The organism is Mesorhizobium sp. M0910 (assembly GCF_040319465.1).
Taxonomy (GTDB): Bacteria; Pseudomonadota; Alphaproteobacteria; order Rhizobiales; family Rhizobiaceae; genus Mesorhizobium.
In genome coordinates this window covers 188,934-208,197 of the sequence record NZ_JAMYNZ010000011.1, presented here as the reverse complement: position 1 = coordinate 208,197, position 19,264 = coordinate 188,934, and the positions used below count along the sequence as shown (strand labels likewise).

Annotated in this window: 13 protein-coding genes; 6 read left to right on the top strand and 7 right to left on the bottom strand. The window is 57.4% G+C overall.

From position 1 onward, the window contains the following. On the bottom strand, window positions 1–1,213 hold a 1,213-nt coding region (locus NKH78_RS25390; RefSeq protein WP_352884553.1), incomplete at its 3' end, for a calcium-binding protein. A 985-nt stretch (window positions 1,214–2,198) separates the two neighbouring features. On the opposite strand from NKH78_RS25390, the gene NKH78_RS25385 reads away from it, so the two are divergent. From NKH78_RS25385 to NKH78_RS25370, 4 genes are read left to right on the top strand one after another with little or no spacing between them, the layout of a single operon-like run. Beyond that, window positions 2,199–3,419 (top strand): glycosyltransferase family 4 protein, encoded by a 1,221-nt coding sequence (locus tag NKH78_RS25385; protein WP_352884552.1) that lies wholly within the window; start codon window positions 2,199–2,201, stop codon window positions 3,417–3,419. Between the two features lie 44 nt (window positions 3,420–3,463). Next, a complete protein-coding gene (locus tag NKH78_RS25380) occupies window positions 3,464–4,672 on the top strand; it encodes an O-antigen ligase family protein (RefSeq protein ID WP_352884551.1) in 1,209 nt (402 codons plus the stop codon). A gap of 4 nt (window positions 4,673–4,676) precedes the next feature. Continuing rightward, window positions 4,677–6,671 carry an asparagine synthase (glutamine-hydrolyzing) gene (asnB, locus tag NKH78_RS25375; RefSeq protein WP_352884550.1) on the top strand — a complete coding sequence of 665 codons (1,995 nt, stop codon included), beginning with the start codon at window positions 4,677–4,679 and terminating at the stop codon, window positions 6,669–6,671. 1 nt (window position 6,672) lies between these two features. After that, window positions 6,673–8,889: a GumC family protein gene (locus tag NKH78_RS25370; protein WP_352884549.1), complete on the top strand. Its 2,217-nt coding sequence runs from the start codon at window positions 6,673–6,675 to the stop codon at window positions 8,887–8,889. Window positions 8,890–9,204: 315 nt separating this feature from the next. On the opposite strand, the gene NKH78_RS25365 is transcribed toward NKH78_RS25370, so the two are convergent. The 5 genes from NKH78_RS25365 to NKH78_RS25345 all read right to left on the bottom strand — a co-directional run bounded on the left by NKH78_RS25365 (window position 9,205) and on the right by NKH78_RS25345 (window position 15,121). Beyond that, window positions 9,205–10,251 carry a class I SAM-dependent methyltransferase gene (locus NKH78_RS25365; RefSeq protein ID WP_352884548.1) on the bottom strand — a complete coding sequence of 349 codons (1,047 nt, stop codon included), beginning with the start codon at window positions 10,249–10,251 and terminating at the stop codon, window positions 9,205–9,207. Between the two features lie 95 nt (window positions 10,252–10,346). Further along, entirely contained in the window at window positions 10,347–11,390 is a 1,044-nt protein-coding gene (locus NKH78_RS25360) for a glycosyltransferase family 2 protein (protein ID WP_352507240.1), read from the bottom strand. After that, a complete protein-coding gene (locus NKH78_RS25355) occupies window positions 11,387–12,637 on the bottom strand; it encodes a lipopolysaccharide biosynthesis protein (protein ID WP_352507239.1) in 1,251 nt (416 codons plus the stop codon). Before NKH78_RS25355 ends, NKH78_RS25360 begins: the two co-directional genes overlap by 4 nt. A gap of 447 nt (window positions 12,638–13,084) precedes the next feature. Then, window positions 13,085–14,167: an NAD-dependent epimerase/dehydratase family protein gene (locus tag NKH78_RS25350; protein WP_352689632.1), complete on the bottom strand. Its 1,083-nt coding sequence runs from the start codon at window positions 14,165–14,167 to the stop codon at window positions 13,085–13,087. Window positions 14,168–14,410: 243 nt separating this feature from the next. Beyond that, window positions 14,411–15,121, bottom strand: a complete 711-nt coding sequence (locus NKH78_RS25345) for a helix-turn-helix transcriptional regulator (protein WP_352507238.1) — start codon at window positions 15,119–15,121, stop codon at window positions 14,411–14,413. A gap of 287 nt (window positions 15,122–15,408) precedes the next feature. Between NKH78_RS25345 and NKH78_RS25340 the strand changes: the two genes are divergently transcribed. Then, window positions 15,409–17,148 carry a PAS domain S-box protein gene (locus NKH78_RS25340; protein WP_352507237.1) on the top strand — a complete coding sequence of 580 codons (1,740 nt, stop codon included), beginning with the start codon at window positions 15,409–15,411 and terminating at the stop codon, window positions 17,146–17,148. A gap of 181 nt (window positions 17,149–17,329) precedes the next feature. Here NKH78_RS25340 and NKH78_RS25335 read toward each other — a convergent pair whose 3' ends face one another. Continuing rightward, complete coding sequence (locus NKH78_RS25335) at window positions 17,330–18,004, bottom strand: LuxR C-terminal-related transcriptional regulator (protein ID WP_352480474.1); 675 nt, start codon at window positions 18,002–18,004, stop codon at window positions 17,330–17,332. Window positions 18,005–18,515: 511 nt separating this feature from the next. Between NKH78_RS25335 and NKH78_RS25330 the strand changes: the two genes are divergently transcribed. Further along, window positions 18,516–19,238, top strand: a complete 723-nt coding sequence (locus NKH78_RS25330) for a nucleotidyltransferase family protein (protein ID WP_023675619.1) — start codon at window positions 18,516–18,518, stop codon at window positions 19,236–19,238. Window positions 19,239–19,264 lie beyond the last annotated feature (26 nt).

Here is a 19,264-nt window from a genome sequence, read left to right as displayed (position 1 = left end):
CGCCGGCGTTGCCCCCGATGCTCTGGGCGAACTCATTGCCGGTGAGGTTGATTGCCGATGTGCCTGACGGGTTGGTGGCAAGAAGCTCAATCTGCGAGCCGGCCGAAAGCGTGTGGCTTACAGTAGCGAACACCCTGTCTGTACCACCGCCCACCGACTCGAACACCCTGTCGCCGACATTGTCTACATAGTACGTGTCGTTGCCGCCATAGCCGACCAACGTATCGGCCCCACCGGCGCCGTTGATGACATTGGCGCCGGCATTGCCCTGGATAGTCTGGGCGAACGCATTGCCGGTCAGGTTGATCGCCGTGGTGCCGGACGGGCTGTTGGTGGCGAGAAGTTCGATTTCCGATCCGGCCGCAAGCGCATGACTTACGGAGGCGAATGCTTTGTCGGTACCGCCGCCCGCAGCCTCAATCTCCTTATCGCGGACATCGTCGACATAATAGGTATCATTGCCGCCATAGCCGATCATCGTGTGGCCGCCGGCTCCGTGAAACACATCGTCGCCGCTGGTGCCATACAAGGTGTCGCTTGTCTCGACGGGAGGCGGTTCGGTCCCGGTGGTAGCGAGGTTGTGCTCCCGGAAAACGGCTTGCAGTTCCGGGGAGCTTTCAAGTGCGGTGTCGCCGTTCTGCGTTCCCCATTTGTAGGTGTAGTCGAAGGCAGGTGACGGCACCAGTGCGGCCCAATGATCGATCATGATTTGCATCTGTTCGGGGGTGGGCATGACCTGTCTTCCGCCATCGGAAGTCTCCCAGTTACCGCCGCCAAAGGCCTGATAGACCGGAACGATGTTGCTAACCGGGATGCCCGATTTCACCGCTGCAGCCACGGCTCGATCGATCATGTCATAATCGACCGTGTCCGTTCCCGTGCGCACCGGATAGGGGTCTATTCCGAAATAGTCGATATGCGTGTTGGCCGGATTGTAGGTGTTCGTAAAATCCGGATTGGTCGGGGACCCCATGTTCATCATGGTGATGAAGGTCTTGGCGCCTGGAAAATGCTCATGGATCCAGTCGGATTCCGCCTTCAGATTCTCAGCGGTTGCGTAGGTGCCCCACCTGCCGGTGGGATCGGGCTCGTCAACAAGATAGAACCCAAACACATTCGGATTGCCGAGGAAGGGGGTCATTTTCTCGATGAAGGATGAGGTTACGCCCTCGTGCTCATTGAGGTACACCAGACCCTTCATGCCATCCGGCAATGCGTTGACCAGCGAAACATACTGAACGTCAGCCAGATTGAAGCCGGCGGTTGCGATTTCGGTGGCGGAACCACCCGAGGCGTAGTGCAGAGTTGCCATCCAATATTCCTTTGTCTCATTCGATAGCGCCCCGGGGATTGCCTACTAGAGGGTGTATATTAGCGCCAAATCACATACCTGCAGGCGCTGATAGAATGGTTGATCGCCAATAGGAATGCTGCACGAAGAGAGAAATCCCAATAGATGTATTAAATAAATATCAAGAATATAACCACGTTAAGCTCGCACGGCTATGCAGATCAATCCAATTAATTGGAAATAGATAGTTTAATTGTCTAAAAATTTAGCCTGCATGTCGCGGAATTCAATTGTTAATTTAGCTGTTAACCTGCAACTTTACATATCAGAAGAACATTTAATCTAAGGGACAAGGCCCTTCGTAGTCTCGTTGCCGCAACCAATTAGTTGTGGACAATTCGTAAGCGTCTGCCCGCGCGTCGCGGGATATCGGTCGGCAGATCAGTTTCCGACATCGGAGGGGTCGAATCGGCTTGCCCGCTGGTCGCATGAAGGCAAGTCGCGTCAGGGGTTGTGGGTGAGAGGGCTGATCATCATGCCTGGTAACACGCGGACCGGACAGGGAGCTTAGGAATCCCAGCGTAGAGCAGCCGTACAGCGCACGACTGTCGGAAGGGCTTTCTTCGGTTGGCTTATCAGTGACGAGTCCGGCTTGGCAGAACTCGCCAGAGTTCGAGGCACAATTCATCGGCGTATCCACAAGATGCCGTCGAGGTGCTTCGCGCTATGCGTAAGGCCGTGATCCCAATGCGGTTTACCTCATTCAAACAGACGAGGACAGTAGGCAAGCCTCCTCCTACCGTACCCTTTCACGCGCACAGAAGTAACGAAGCAGAACCATGAAAGCAGATGCGAAAGGTAGTTACTTCATGCGACCGAAACACGGCGCACGGACGGGAGCTTTGGGATGAATCCGCATCTCGTTTGTGTGGGAGGCGAAGATCACGCCCTGAGAATTCCGTTCCTAATGTCGCTGCGCGAAAGCGGCTTCCGGGTCACAGCGGTTTCGACCGGCGATGAGGCTGCGTTTTTGCGGCATGGCATTCCGCATCGCGGCTACGGTTTCGACCGATTTGCCAGCGGCGGTGGCGAGTGGACCGCCGTAAGAGCGATTCGGAAACTGGTTGCGGAACTCCGGCCTGACATTGTCCAAAGTTTCGACACCAAGCCTAACCTGCTGGCACCCCTTTCGCTGCGCGGAACAGTTCCGGTCGTACGCACGATCAACGGCCTCGGCTGGACATTCTCCTCGCTGGAACCGCGGGCTCTGGCCTTGCGTCCAATCTTTTGCGGACTGCAGTGGCTTGCTTCCTTCTGGACGGCAGCGACGGTGTTTCAGAACCGGGACGATGAGGCCTTCTTCAAGCGCTTTCGATTAATTGAACCCGGCAGCGGAAGAGTGATCCGCAGTTCTGGCATCGACGTCGATGCGTTCGCCATGGCGAGGCATCTTGCTCCGCCGGCAACGAAAATGCGCAAGGAATTAGGGCTCCAGTCAGCGGAGATCGTGATTTTTGTGGGCCGGCTGACCCGCCAGAAGGGCATCCCGATACTGCTTCAAGCAGTGCCCCGCGTCCTTTCCAAAAGACCTAACGCTCGTTTCGTGCTTGTCGGCCCTTGGGAGTCCGAAGGTCCATTTGCAGTCGACAAGTCGGAAATCGATCGACACGCTCCTCATGTTATCGCGCTTGGCCCACGACGCGATGTTTCAGCCCTTCTTGGCATGGCCGACGTGTTCGCCTTCCCCACACAATATCGGGAAGGAATCCCGCGCGTCCTGCTCGAGGCAGGGCTGGCGGGTTTGCCCATCGTTGCCTCGAACATGCCCGGCTGCAATGAAGTGGTCGAGGATGGATGGAACGGCTATCTTGTCCAACCGCACGACGCCAATGGTCTTGCATCTCGAATAGTTGACATCCTTTCCGACCGCAGTCGCGGAAAGGTCATGGGCGGTCGTTCCGTCGAACTTGTCCGGGAGCAGTTCGCGCTGCCGCGGGTGGTGGCCCAATATTGCGATCTGTACAAAAATATCCTTGGCGCCAAACCCCACAGCGATCTCGCCCGACCGGCGTCTCCGATCTTGTTTGGAGAGGGTGCTGCGAGAAGCAGATTGGACTGGCGCCGATGATCCGGGACGCGATCCTGGCCTGCGGCCTCGCAACGACCTATGCGGTGCAACTCGACATTCCAGGGTCGCCCTTAGGGGTTGGCGAACTGTTCATCGTACTTTGGATCATGCTGTCGATTGGGCGCGTACTCGCCGGGGGCCACCTGGAGACAAGGCCGGCGCTGACACGCCTTGTGAGCTTCTGGACGATCATGGCGCTTGCTCTCGGGATCGGCACCGTCGTCGGCTATCTGACCACAATTCTATATCTGACGGGCCTGATGCACGATACGATGGCCTACCTGCTGTTGGTCAGCATCACCTGCCTTGCCGCTGCAGAACCCGACGCTGATCGCCGGCTGCGTCGTACTGGCTGGTGGGTTGTGGGCATCGCGAATATCGCGCTTGCCATTCAGCTGGGACAGGGCTGGGGCTGGATCCCCCAAGCTGGCGTCGATCCCTGGTACTGGGACCGCTTTCGTGGCTGGTCGCATAATCCAAACCAGCTCGCGCTCTACTGCGCAATCTTTGGCCCGCTAGCCTTGCATCTTGCGACCACCACCAGCAATCGATGGGGCAGGTTTCTTGGGATCGCCAGCTTGTTCCTGACCTTCTATGTCGGGAGGCTGACAAAGAGCGATACCTATTTGTACACCAGCATCCTGACCTGCCTGACGTTCCTCGGGCTGCGGATCAGGACATGGCTCAAGACCGGTGGCAACAGAGTCAGCTTTTCACGGCAAGCCGTCCTCCTGTTGCTTGTCGGTATCCTTCCGTTGGCGATCGCGATAACCCCTTACGCCGTAACTGAGGCGAGCGTCCTCGAAAATTTCGCCAAGGGCCTGACCAAGGACAAAGGCGGCGAGGCCACTGCCGAAACCGTCGCACTCCGCGTGCATCTCTGGAACGAAGCGCTGGAGAAGGGCGCCGAATCCGGGTCGCTGGGCCTTGGTCCAGGTCCGCATCTCGAGCGCCCATCAGTGTTCGACTCGCAATTTCTGGAACGGCCCTTCGAGGCTCACAACACGATCCTCGACCTGTACACTCAAGGTGGTCTCATTGCGGTTCTGGCGCTGGTCTGGATAGTCGGCGCCGCCATCATATCGGTGTGGCGTGCGAAGCTCGACGCGCTGTTAGCGCTCGTGGTGTCAATCATCATCTTCGGGATGCCGCATCTGATCATCCGCCACCCGATCGTATGGTTTGCGCTAACCATCTGCCTTGTCGCCGGTACGCCGAAAGCAGTTTCTGCAATCTCCAACAATCCGGGGTAATGGTATGTGTGGTATTGCCGGAATTCTTCTTGCCTCCGATTCAGCCGACACGAGGCCGCTCAGGGCAATAGAGCAGATGACGGCCGCACTTCGTCACCGCGGGCCGGATGGCGAGGCATTCTGGGTAAACTGTGAATCGGGGGTCGCCTTCGGTCACAGGCGGCTGGCCATAGTTGACCTGTCGGAGGCTGGCCGTCAGCCGATGCATTCTGAAAGCGGCCGATATGTCATTACATTCAACGGCGAAATATACAATTTCCGTGATTTGCGCCGTGAGCTGGAGAGTACAGGCCATCATTTTCGGAGCGCCAGCGATACCGAAGTCATGCTCGCCGCAATTGAGAGTTGGGGCCTCGAAAAAGCACTCACCCGTTTCGCCGGCATGTTCGCTTTAGGATTGTGGGACCTTAGGACAAGGACGCTCCATCTCGCCCGCGACCGAATGGGTAAAAAGCCGCTTTATATCGCCTCAACACGCGATGCACTTGTTTTTGCTTCCGAGTTGAAGGCGATCAACCGTTTTCCAGGGTTTTGCCAGGAGCTCGATATCGATGCGGCCGCGGCAATGCTTTCGAAGGGATGGGTACCGGATGACAGCTGCATTTGGCGAGGCGTGTTCAAGCTGCCGCCGGGTTCGGTCCTGTCGGTAACGGCCGCTGAGTTCTCCGGGGAACGCAGTGTCGCCTCTCTGTCGCATCGCATTCGACGCTGGTGGTCGCTGGCCGAAGCCGCCACGGAAGGGCGGGCGGAACAGGTCGCCGGCAGCGACGAGGAACTCACCAATGAACTGGACGGCCTGCTTCGACTTGCCGTTCGGGAGCGCATGATCGCTGACGTCCCGCTCGGGGCCTTCCTGTCGGGCGGAATAGATAGCTCGACGGTTGTGGCCCTTATGCAGGCTCAATCGGAAAAGCCCGTGCGCACGTTCACGATCGCTTTCGGAGAGGGCGGGTTCGATGAGGCTCCCCACGCTGCGGAAGTCGCGCGCCATCTGGGGACCGACCATACCGAACTCCACCTTTCGGCTGCCGTAGCGCGCGACGTCATTCCAGAACTGCCGCAGATCTGGGACGAGCCATTCGCTGACGAATCGCAGATACCAACTCTGCTGGTGGCGCGGCTCGCCCGGCGGCACGTTACGGTGGCTCTGTCGGGCGACGGTGGCGATGAATGCTTCGCCGGCTACGCCCGCCACTTCATGGCGGCCCGCCTGCGACGACAGCATATTCTGCCGTCAGCACTGCGTCGGGCGCTCGCGGCAGGCACTGGGTTATTGGCCCGTGCAGCCCGCCACGATCTCGTCGGCAAGCTGCCGCTTTCGGAGGGTGCACGGCATGCGCTTCGGGGGGATCGGCTGAATCGCCTAGCTCAGCTGCTTGCTGCAGCCAACGAGGACGAGTTGTATCGGCGACTTACGGGATCATCGAACGAGAACCTGAGCCTCCACCAGCCACCCTCATCAATTCACGTCGATCACCGGCTTGATGGGCTGCTGTCCCGTCTTTTGTATGACGATATGGCTGGATACCTCCCCGGGGATATATTGGTGAAGCTGGACCGCGCCAGCATGGCCAACAGCCTCGAGGGGCGATGCCCGCTGCTCGATCATCGGGTTGTCGAATTTGCCTGGCGCCTGCCGACGAATACGAAAGTTCGTAATGGCAAAGGCAAGTGGATTCTTCGTCAGTTGTTGCGCCGGTACGTTCCGCAGCGGCTGATCGAGCGGCCGAAGCAAGGTTTTGATGTTCCTATAGCAGTCTGGCTGAGAGGCCCGCTGCTGAGTTGGGCAAACGACCTTGTCGCCGATATGCGTTTGTCCGGAGACGGGATTTTCGACCTTGCAGAGGTGGATGCGTGCTGGCGCGATCACGTTGACGGCAGGCACGACCATTCTCGTGAATTGTGGCCCGCTTTGATGTTCCAGGCCTGGCACAACGAGGCAAGGCGGCCATCGCCCACAGCAACGGGTTCTCGCGTGCCCGAACTTACAGGAGATTAAGATGGAAGGGTCCATAGTTAGCCGCATCCACCTTCCGCACGTTAACGAAATGCACGTGCCTGCGCGCGAAATCGCTCCGCGCATGAAACGGCCTTTACGCGAACAGATGGACACGCAAACCCCATTCCATCAGCTCCTCATTACCCTCTCAAGAAAAAAATGGTTCCTGCTGGCCATGGTCATCACTGGCGGTGTATTAGCCGCGCTTGCGGGTCTTGCACGGCCTGCCCTGTATGAAGCCACCGCACAGGTAATCGTCGACGCACCTAGTAGAGCAGCCCCTGCCGGCGGCTCGGTCTCTACTCAAGATGTGCTGGATTCCAGCATTGACGACCACATCACCATGCTCTCGTCGCAAGGCCATCTGCGAAGCGTGGTGGCAGCGCTGCGCAAAACGGACGCTCTCAACAATACTAGAAAGGTTGATGCTGCTACCGAAAATTCTGCTGCTGACCCTGCGGGCGTCGAGCCGCCGAAGTTGCGCTCGGGTACAGCCGATCTGCTGGCCAAAATTTGGCCGCGAAGCACTCCGGCGGAGCCAGATGCGGCTGAACTCAAGATACTCCGTAAGGGTATAAGGATCGGCCAGGAGCTGCGATCGAGGGTCATCAGTGTCGGCTTCACCGATCACGATCCGGCGCGAGCTGCTTTGATCGCCAATACCTTTGTCCAAGTGTATATTGGCGATCTGGCAAGGAAAAGCCAAGCATCGGACAGACTGGAACTTGAATCGATAGTTGCCGGACTTCCAGCTACACAGAACAGTCTCGCAGAAGCGACCGATCGTCTTGAGAGGTATCGGCTGAGCCATGGCGCGATCGACCAAGGTGCAGCGGATAATGCCGCCAAGGAGATAGTCGAACTCACCCAGCAAATCTCCTTGTCGAAAGCCGATCTCTCCGCATCGGAATCTCGACTTCAACACATTCAGGACTTGCGAAAGGGGGGCGCGTCGGTTGCCGCGGTAGCCGAAACCATCGGATCACCCGTGCTGGCCGATCTCTTGGCACGCCAGGCCAACGGCACAACAGATGAGGATGTCACAAATGCGATCGATCGTGAGATCGAACAAGAAATCGCCCGCGTCGCTGCCGAGACGAACATCTATCGCTCCCAAATAGCGGTGCTGCAAAAGCGTAAGGACGTCCTGGATGCGGTTGTGGCCGATACAGCCGGCCGGCTTTCCGGATTGCGCGCTCTCGAGCCCCAGGTCGGCATCCTGACGCAGCGCTACAACGACCTTTTGACCCGGCAACAAGACTTGATGCGGCGTATCGCAAGTCCATCCCCCGGAGTCAGGCTTCTCTCAGCGGCGTGGCCTCCTACCAATCCAACGACTCTGTCGCCAATATTTCTTATTCCGCCCGGCATGGTTGTGTTTGGCCTGATTGGGGGGATCTTCATACTTGTCCGCCAGCGCTTCGATAGCACCTTGCACGGAGAGGCCGAAGCTGAAGCCGCGCTCAAAGTTCCGTGCCTCGGGCTGATACCCCAGGCTGCCACAACGCACGCGAGGCGACTGCAGCAGCTGGTTTCAGGTCAGCAGGAGTCAAGATACAGCCGCGCCGTGACGGCCCTGCTTGTCGCTGCAGCGCCCCAGCGGGCGAGGGATTGCTCGAACATAATCTTGATAACATCCTGCAGTGAGGATGATGGCAAGACCGAGCTCGCATGGAGCATGGCCTTGGCGGCCACAAGACTTGGAGGGCGAGTACTCTTTATTGATCTGGACCGCACGGACCGCCGCCTTACAGGCGAGTTTGTGAAGGAATTCAGCGCACGTAAGCCGCACAATTTTTTTGGAGACTATATCAATGACCGTTGTGCGCTGCGTGATGCGATAGCTGGAATGTCGGCAATCGGAATCGATTTCATGGCGCTCGCACCGTCGGAGGATCTGCTGCCCTTACTGTCCAGTGTCGATGGCTCCCCTTTCAAAGATGAACTGCACTCGGTCTATCGGGTGGTCATCATAAATGGGCCGCTGGGGCTTGAGGGACCAGAGGCCAGACTCCTGACAGGCTGGGGTGACGTGGTTCTTTTCGCCATTCGCTGGGCGAAAACGCGACGCAGCATCGCGCGAGGCGTCCTAGACTTGCTTGCGGGCGATACGCCAGCTTCGGTTCCCGTCGCAAGCGTTCTCACGAAGGTTAATCTCAGGAAGCACGCGGGTTACCGGTTTGGAGACAGCGCTGATCTCTTGCTGGAGGGAGCATGACGAGCTCGGCTTTTACTGTTGCCTACTTCCCACCACCGCCCGTTGAAAATCCCCGTTTTAGGCGCCGCGCCGATCGGCTGCCGGCGCGGGCCATTCGCCCGTAGCCGGGGTTGCCGCGGAGAGATCCGTCCGGAGCGTGGGGCCGAGGTGTCACAACGGAACCTACTGGCCAGGAGCCGCCGGACGGGCATTCATGAATTTCGGGAGCAACGCCTGAGGCGACGCCCCTGATGCCATCCTTCGTCTGCTTGGCAGGTCCAGCAGCCTGGTGGTGTCAAAATCACCTTCCCGCTGCAAGCGGCGTGGCACCGCTCATTACTGCTTGGCTTGGCGATGAATCCGTGGCGCAGGTGACGAGACTTTGTCGATTTTAGCCCAGAGTGCGCTCCCGCCCATCGTAGATGCGTTCCTGATGGCGTATGCCCATGCCGGCAAGCGTGACGGTGAAATCGCAAGGGCGGTCAAACCTTGCGCCATTCGTTGCGCTTTGCTTCGCGGCAAGGCCCGCACGAACTCACTCACACTACCTGGTTTTTGTCCCTTACGCAAAAAGCTGTGGACGATGTCTTGCTTCAGGAATTTGGCGAGATTGAACGGCTCGCGCTCGCATTTGCTCAATTGCAAGCCGTGCCGCCGACATATGGCATCGAAGGCTCCTTTCGTCCATCGGCCAATGTGGTTTGGTGGCATGTCTACGAGCGAACCGTGAGACTCCATATAGTACGTTCTGTTTTCATTTGGCACGGCAATGAAAACAGATCCTTGCGCCTTCAGAAGATATTTTAAGCGAGCAAAAACCTCATCCACTTGGTCCATATGCTCGAAGACCTGAAACATGAAAATAAAATCGAACGCCCCTTTCATGGAATTGAAGCTGCCATCTCGAAAGTCGCTTGCAAATGTCTTGAAGCCTTTTGACGCCAGTACTGATCGCGCCGTTTCATTGTAGTCGACGGCAGAAATATCCGAAGTATGGAAGAATTTATTCTTGATGCGGTCGAGAAAATACCCAAACCCCGATCCCACTTCGAGAGCAGTCTTTCCGCCAGTATTCAGGCCCGCGAGCTCTTCGATTGTTCTTGCATATTCCCATTTCATAGTTGGATAAGAAGGGTACGCCCAGGCTAAGTTATAAAACTCAAAGCCGCCGGCGACGAACGGATCTGCGAAACCGAATCCACAATCTGCGCATTTGCGAATGTCGCAAGTGTTACGGCCCCAGAGATCCGACAGGTGGCTTGTTAACTTTCGGGAGCGATCGGGGTCCTGACGCGGATTGATGAAATGTCGAGAGGCCTCGTCTGCTGTCACTTCGAACAATTTTGCGGTTGATACACTGCCACACGCCGGACAAATGGTCATCTCGCTATCCCCGAAGCCTGGACGAAGGAAAGCCGCCTTCGACGGTGTAGAATGCGTGCCAGCCGGCCAACGCAGGCCTCAATGATGCCGCCACGCTAAATTCGCCTCTGGCTACGCAACCGGCCCAGTCTCGGGCGGATGGCGAACACGTAAGTAAGAATGTGCTGGCTCGCAATTTTCATAACTGATGGGCGAAGAATTTGCATGGCATCTTGGATCGTCGCTCGCCATGACTGCTGGTGGAATCTGCTGGGAATACGAGCAACCCGCAGCGCCCGTAACAAAGTCTCGGGGCGAGGGAGGTGTTTACGATCCTGAATTAGATTCCAGTTAAGCTCTTTGACGGCAAGAGTTACTTGATCAACTTCATCAAAATTCTTAGTTGTAGTGATGCTCGGGTGATTGGTCGCGTCGTAGAAGATCAAGCCGTCATTTATCGCGACCATGTCTCCGTGGCATGCCAGGTCAACAAAGAACAGCTGGTCGACTCCGGCCGGGATAGAATTGTGCGCGCGCATCAGGCAACCCGCGTGAATGACGTCGCGGTTGATCAACAGCGTCGACGGGATGATCCCGAGGCTCCGCGTCGTACGGACCAGATAGAGGTCCGTTAGGCATTGCTGGCTCGAGTAGACGGAGATCCGTTGTCGCCCTTGCGGTGGCAATCGGAATTTCATCCGATCGTCTTCAATTATATTCGCGGCACAGGTCATAAATGCAGCCGAGGGATGCTTGGTGGAAACCTCGGCAAAGGTCTTGAGTGCGCCTGGGGCGAGCCAGTCATCGTCATGGAGCAGCTTGATCCATTTTCCGACGCAAGCGAGCATGGCGTTGTTGGTATTCTCGACCTGACCCCGGCCCCGACCGTTCTCGACAATTCGGATGCGAGGCTCGGTCCGTGCATACTCGGTGACGATTGCCCAGGTCGCTCCCTCTCGGCCCTCGTCGTCGCTGACGACCAGCTCCCAACTGGCGAAATCTTGACTCAGAATGCTATCCATCGCCCGGCGGATCGTGTCCGGTCGGCGAAAGGTCGGGATGGCAACTGAAATGAAAGGGCGCAGTCGCGAAGCATCAGCGCGATGATGTTGGTCAACCACATCGGTCGTTAGAAGCTGATCAAGCTGCGAGTGCTTCATGGTGTTTTTCCCTCGAGATGATGACTCTGCTTTGGTATGGCGGCTCCCGATGGTTCGACGTAGTGGCGGAGAAGATACAGAGAGGCCGCCGTTTTCAGTGCAAACCCGACGGCGCCGCCGGCCGCCATCAGATAAATGACTTTGAGTGGTTCCCAACCTGCCTCAGCACCGGCGAGTAGCGGGCCAAATACAAGCGCCGTCCGCGCGCCGTCGACGAGAAGTCGTACCTCTTGCCGTCGCAGAAGAGCCGGGACATCTTGAAGCGGTGTCGACAACGCCTGCGTGGCACCCATGAACGCCAGCGCGGTCATAATGTCTGCGGCGGGAACCCAGGGCGCGCCCAAGAGGGGAACGACGATATATGGCGCGGCCAGGCCAAGCGCTAATATTGGCAATGCGGTGAGGCCGGCTGAAAGCATCAAGAGGCCGTGCGCGGTGCCGAGCAAATGGGCGCGACTGCTGGTTTTGTTCGCCTCAGATACAAAAACATTGCTAAGCGGGTTGGCGATCAGCGTGACGGGTGCAGTCACCAGCCGTGACGCAACTCCCAGGTAGCCGGCAAAAGCGGCGCCAAACAGCGAACCAACGAGTATTGCGGGAAGATTGATGATGGCAAAACTCGCTAGGGCCGACGGAATGTCAAACAATGGAAACTTGTATTCTCGCCTGGCGACTGCAAAGACGGTCCGCCACGGCGCTCGGGCGATGCCGCCTATGTCCTTCCTGCTCAGAATCCGAGAGCCGAGGATTCCGATGAAGATGAATTGGCTCAGGATATGAGCATGCACCATCGCGTCGCCTCCGAAATGGGCGAGCCCAAAAGTTAGTTGCAGCAGGGCCATGGTCACCGGCAAAATCAGGCGGCCGAGGGCGAAGTCGCGTAGCAGGCCTACGCGCAGACTCCAGCAGTTCATTGCTTCGACGAGGCCGGCACCCCCCATCCCAAGTGGAATGAGCCAGGCGAGGTGGCCAACTCGCGCTGGAGCGATGCTCGCCCACAGCAGTCCTGCCCCAAAGGCCAGGACACTCGTCACCAAGACAGCCAGGAGAATGAGCTTAACGGTCACGTACGCCTGCGCACTGTCCTTGACCCCATAAAGCGAGGCCTCGAAACGCAATGCTGCGATCGCACCGAGGATGTTTACGATCGACAGGTAAATCGTGAAGATCCCGAAATCTGCCGGGGAATAGAGCCGGGCCAAAACGGGAATGGCGGCGACCAGGGTCAGCTGGCCGGCAATCGCCATGGCCGAAACGCCTCCTGCCGCGCGAAGAATACCGCCGATCGGGCTTGGAGGAACACGGGTGATTATTTTCTCGACCGTAGCAACCGTCCTGGATCTCAGAAAGTAGCTTTGGGACATGAGCTCGCGATTCCGAGGAGGCAAAATGCGGTCGAATAGAGCTTACGATGGAGCCCGAACGTCACCATCATCCATCTGAATGACATTGTTCGGCAGAGCGCGGATGCGGCGAATTCTTTGTGCTCCGTGCCAAGTGCAACTTCAGTCTCCGAATCGAGATCGCTCATTGGAACTGCCCGCGATAAGCTGATTTGCGCGAGGATCGCGCGGGGCATCGATGACCGGAAAATGTCGTCGTGACGCTGTGCGGCATCAGCTGATCTTTTGACCAGACCAGCAGCCCCGACAGGATAACAGACGCGTGGATCCGTCGCTCCGACAAGGCGCGGATCACACGGTGGCCTCTACATGCACCAACGTTTGTTGCCGTATGCTGGTCGCGGCATCCCTTCCATGAAAGTCCCGGTACCATTCGACAAAGCGTTGCACTCCGTCCTCAAGCCGCGTCGTCGGGGCGAAGCCGACGGCCTTGCGAAGGTCGCTGACGTCGGCGCGTGTCTCTAAAACGTCGCCAGGCGGCAACGGCACATCCACGCGAAGCGCCCGGCAGCCAAGGGCGGTCTCGATGATCGAAATGAGCCGGTTGATCTCCTCGGGCCAGTCGTTGCCGATGTTGTAGACGCGATGCGGCGCGGAACTTGTAGCAGGATCGGCGGTGAAGGGGTCCCAATGCGGATCGGGCCGCGGCGGTGCAGCAAGTGCTCGAACCACGCCCTCAGCGATATCGTCGATATAGGTGAAGTCTCGCCACACGCGGCCGGCATTGGCTACTTCGATTGGATTCCCCTCGATAATCGCACGCGTGAACATATAGACCGCCATATCGGGCCTGCCCCAGGGGCCATAAACGGTGAAGAAGCGCAGTCCAGTCATAGGTAAGCCGAACAAGTGACTGTATGAGTGCGCCATGAATTCGTTTGAACGCTTGGTTGCGGCGTACAGACTGACAGGATGATCGGCGCCGTGATGCTCGGAAAACGGTATGGTTCGATTTGAGCCGTAGACGGAGCTCGAAGAGGCATAGACGAGGTGACTAACGCCGAAGTGCCGACAGCCCTCAAGAACGTTGAGAAAGGCTATTATGTTCGATTGCAGATAGGCATGCGGGTCAACTAGTGAATGTCGCACGCCGGCCTGAGCCGCGAGATGCACAACGTTTGAAGGTCGAACTTCTGAAAACAGCAACTGGACACGCGCCGCATCCGCCAGATCAATTCGCATCGGAGTGAAGCCCGACTCGGTACAGAGGCGCGCAAATCGCGCTTCCTTGAGTCGTGGATCGTAGTAGGGGGAGAAATTGTCGACGCCGATGACTTCGACACCCAGACGCAAAAGCCGCAAAGCGACGTGAAAACCAATGAAGCCTGCCGCGCCGGTGACGACGATCGGTCCGGTCCGTGCCAGTCTCTTCACCGCGCGGTCCGAACGCGATCGAGCGATTTCCACCTTCTCCGCTGCGGCAAGAACAGACTCGCTGCCTAGATCGTTGTCCAACTTGTCGCCTTTCGAATCCGTTCGACAGTACCGAATGGCCGGTCCGGGATTGCGGCTTCCGTCATGCGGTGCACGACCTGCCAAGTCATGACACTCCAACTTGCGCCGTCTGAATCCCCGGGCGGATGCCGACGTCCGGCGATGGTATCCAGTGGCCTGCCTCTACGGCAGGACCGAAATGCGGCCAAGAAGGGCCACCAGTTCCGCCTGGCGTTTTGTTTCGGTCTTGGCGAACAGCGAGGCAAGCTGGGAACGGATCGTGGTGCGGCTGAGGCGCCAGCTGCGAGCGATCTCCAAAGGAGCGTCGCCCTGAGCCAGGCGCAAGGCGAGGTGCGTTTCTGCGCTCGTCAGGCCAAACATTCTTTGCAACGTGCGAGGATTTGGCCCAGATCTGTTATCCCGATCCAGCAACGCCACAATGCTCGTTCCGTCGGGAGCGATAACGCCGTTCTCGTTCAGAATCACCGGACGGTCGCCTCTGCTGCGGATCACCACCCAGGATAGTGAGCCCGGCAGGAATTGACCCGGAACATTTGCGATCAGCCGCCTTAGGGCGGTCGTAAGCCCGCTCGCAGTGTCGGCCGCTTCCCCCTGGCGCTCAAGCGTGGTTTGGGCGGCTGCGTTCCACTCGACCACCTTTCTCTCGCGATTCAGCACGAGATAGCCACAGCCAATGCGATCAAGCACGCCGGTTATGGATTCCAGACTGCGGCCTTTTTGTTCGCCGAACCTTGCGTCCAATAGATCCGATGCGCGATCGGCAAGGTGACCAGAAGAGGGCCGCGTATTCCGCGCTTCAAAATCATACCTGGTCCTCGTAGCAATGTACCGATTGCTCGAAGAAGCATTGACCTGTCTATCGATCAGATTCATTTTCTACCCCTAACCCAAAGTTTCACACGCCCGAAATAAGTATTCGGGATTCATGTAGTCTTCTATGTGTCGCTGGATTCTAGTCTTCTATGCGCTGACGGATAATATGTTCATCGCCACCTTGAAAAACTTAATATGATCCGACAGTTCTAAGGCAGCTCTTAGGCCCCGCTGCGTCCGATAAAATGCGCGCTATGATAGCGGTATGGCAATCCGGCAGTGGTACTAAGCTGTACGTTTTTTGCTCTAGTCTCGACGGGCTAGTCAGAAGGTTGTAGTCTGTGTCCATGAGCTCGCAGTCGCGCAGGTCGAATTCGAACCCGTCGGGCAGATTGCTAACTCATATTGCCTCTGCATCGGTGTTAGCTGCCACACTGATATTTGAAATCAAATCGTCAGCCTATATTGGGCAAGGCGCCAGTTTTCTGGAATTTATTCCGGCTATTATTATTATCGCCTATCTCGAAGACCGCGTGGCAGCGCTTGCTGCGACCATTCTGATGGTGACTGTCGGCCTGTGGGCGCGAGGACACGATCACATTTCAAATGGAGATTGGGCACGCGCAATCCTGCTTCTGGTTTCGGGCGGGGTAATTGCCATGACGTTCCATCGCCTTCGGCAGGACTTGCGTGAGTTGCTGGAAGTCGCGGAGGCCAGGCTAGCTGCCGTCGAAGCGACAGAAAGCCGCTATCGTTGGGCCTTCGAACGTGCTGCCCTGGGATTCGCGAACACCAACGAGAAAGGTGAGTTGCTTCAGTCCAACAAACGCCTTTGCGAGATGACCGGGTACAAGGAGGAGGAGCTTGCCCAATTGCGGCTCGATACGCTCGCCCATCCGAACGACCGGCATACCTTGGCGCAATTGTTGGCAAGGCTGGGCAATGACATCTCTTCGTTCGTTTCCGAGGTCCGTCTGTTAAGAAAGGACGGTATGGCATTCTGGGCTCGGCTAACGCTTTCTTCGTCCGTGCCCAAGGGGGGACTCTCGGAGAGCATCTTCGTGGTGGTCGACGATATTTCGGAACGACGCGCTGTTCACGAAGCGCTTCGGGCTCAGAAGGAATGGCTGGACCTCGCTCTGTCTGCTGGACGCTTGGGCACGTGGCGCATCGACCTTAAAGACGGGACAGTCACGGGCTCGGACACGTTCTGGGACATTCTCGGCCTGGCCCAGGCCAATAGCCGCAGTTTGGAGGAACTGTCAGCTGTCGTCCATCCGGCGGACTGGCCAAAGCTGGCGGCATCGAGAAAGGCCGCACCATCGGTCACGAATTACGATGTTGAGATACGTGTCCGCCGACCGGACGGACATATCCGCTGGGTTGCGCTGCGCGGAAGGGAGGAAAGACATGATGATGGTGGACAGCGGCTTGGAGTGGCTGCCGATCTGAGCGAGAGACGACAAACCACGCTGCTGCGTGCCGCGGCAAAGAAGCGGGAGCGCATCATGCTCGAACAGCGTCATAGATTCGGCAATGTTTTCGCGGTGATCACGGCGCTCGTGAAGATGGTCGATGTTCCCGGAAACAACGTCGCCAAATACAAGGAAATGCTGATCGATCGGATACGCGCGCTCGAGGCAACCCATTTGCTTCTTTCACGCAACGGCAGCGTATCGGGGGCGATAAACGATCTCGTTGCGCAAGAGTTGCACCCTTATATGGGGACACGCGCCATATCGGTCAGCGGTCCGTCCGTGGCGATATCGGGAGGCGCCGCCGAGAGTTTTGCAATGATCGTTCACGAGCTTGCCACCAATTCCATGAAATACGGAGCGCTTGGCGATTCAAAAGGCCGGATCGACGTAAGCTGGACGTTCGCAGCTGAAGACACAGGCAGCGATGTCGTGTTCGAGTGGGTGGAATCGGGGCGGCGGCGGACCTCAAGTGTAGTCCGTCATGGCTTCGGTTCCATGATAATCGGAGTGGATGGAGCGCCGCTTGTCGGTCACTCTCCCAGGCTGGAAATATCGGACCAAGGGTTGCGGTATTCGCTGCGGCTGTCGCGCAAGGAAATCGGATTGTAGTGCAGTGCTACAATCGGAAGCAGATATCTAAAGGCGGGTGGCGCTGAGCGGCCTTTGAGATGGGCAGTGTTCTTTCCAAGAATGTCGTTGGCCCAAAGCTGCGCCGTGGCTTTGGGATATGCAGTAATATGCGTGAGGAGTCATGGGATGCCGTTGCACGTCCAAAAGGACGCGCGGCGCTCTAGCTGGCATGTCTCGAAAGCCAAGTCTTCAGCATAACGGCAGCCTCGGTCCGATTGCGTACCCCCAATTCACGCAGAACCGCAGCAGCGTGGATTTTCGTGGTCGCCTCCGCGATTTCCAGATCGCGCGCAATTTCCTTGTTTGAATAGCCTTCCGCCATCAGCTTGAGGACTTCCTTTTGCCTCGAGGTCAGCCTGCCAAGGTTGACGCCAGCGGTACGTCGCTGTGGGCCCTTCTCGGAGTGGGTATGCGCGTGGGTTGCTTGCGTTGCACCCGAGCGTGACAGAAGTGCGGGAACATAGATGCGCCCGGAGAGGATTTCATTGACGGCCAAAACAACCTCTTCGTCCGTCTGCGACTTTACGATGTAACCGTGAAGCCCGATCGACAGAGCCGTGAGTATTTCCGAGCGTGAATCGTTTCCGGAAACGATCGCAAATCGCGTATCCGGATAGGCGGACAGGATCCCGCCGAGCACTTCTTGATTGAACAGGCCTGGCATATTCAGATCCAGGATCGCGAGATCCACGAACGATTGCTCCGCCAGCAAACTGAGCACCGCGTCGAAACAAGACGCTTCAAATATCTCTACACCTGGAATGCCTGCGGTCAGTGCCAATCGCAAGCCGCGACGATACAAGCCGTGATCGTCGGCGATGACGATTCGATACATTGAACTACCCCAACGCGTATCTGAATGGATTGAACGGTGATGGGCCTGAAGTCGTAGCCATTCACTCGTCGATTCATCCAGCCGACGCCGCGGCACCCCCAACACCACAAACGCCGAATTTCTAATATAATCTTAAATAACGGGAAACGCTCCTCTTTTTTTTGCCCCTTGTGAGCGAACCCGCCGAACGTCGTCGAACATACGTTCTGACCTTTTGGAAAGCTGACAGACCGGCTGGTCATTCAGCACTGCCATAGATCCAAAGATATAGAACAGCAAAACGGCCGAATTGTTACCATTCGAATGCACGACGACATCCACCCCGACGGCCACATACCATCCAGATGCAATGTCCGGATCAGGGATCGGTGGGGAAATCTCACCGGTCTTCTGCGGGAAATCTCACCGGTTCTTCGGAGGGGCAAAGAACGTGTTTCCCGGGTGCTGACCAAGGCAGGATAGCCGGCCCGTGACGATAGCGTTCAGGCCGAATGAACAAGGGAGGACCAGGATGAAAGCGGTGATTCAATGTGGAGGAATGGGAACACGCCTCCGCCCCTTCACTTCGGTCTTGCCGAAGCCGCTCATGCCGATCGGCGCACGGCCGGTTCTCGAGATGCTTCTGAAATGGTTGCGACGCAACGGTATTCAGGAAGTCTATATTACAACCGGGTATCTCGGCCACTTGATCCGCACCGTGTGTGGAGATGGCTCGCAGTGGAACCTGAAAATTCGATATACGCAGGAGATGGAGCCGCTTGGCACCATCGGGCCACTGTCTTTGATCAGGGATGAACTGACGGAGCCGTTTATCGTTCTCAATGGCGACGTCCTTACGGATCTAAGCCTCAGTCGATTTGTAGCAGCGCACCGTAAGCACACCGATCCGGTGACGATCGCAACAGCCTGTCGTCTGATCAAGATGGATTTCGGCGTCATCGACGAAGTCGACAATACCGTGCAGGTCTTTCGCGAGAAGCCGACCCTCTCGCATCTGGTCAGCATGGGAATTTACTGCATGAACCCGGACGTTCTGCAGTTTATCCCATCCGGCATACCCTTTGGGTTCGACGACCTGATGCTGCAGATGATGCAGAACGGCACAACCGTGCACGTGTACAAGCATGAGGGTCTCTGGCTCGATATCGGGCGCGTCGACGACTTCCAGAACGCACAGACCATTTCCTGGGAAGACCAATCGGCCTCGATCGAGGTCACCGCGACGGCTGCATGATGAAGTCACGAGCTCGGTTCCCACAA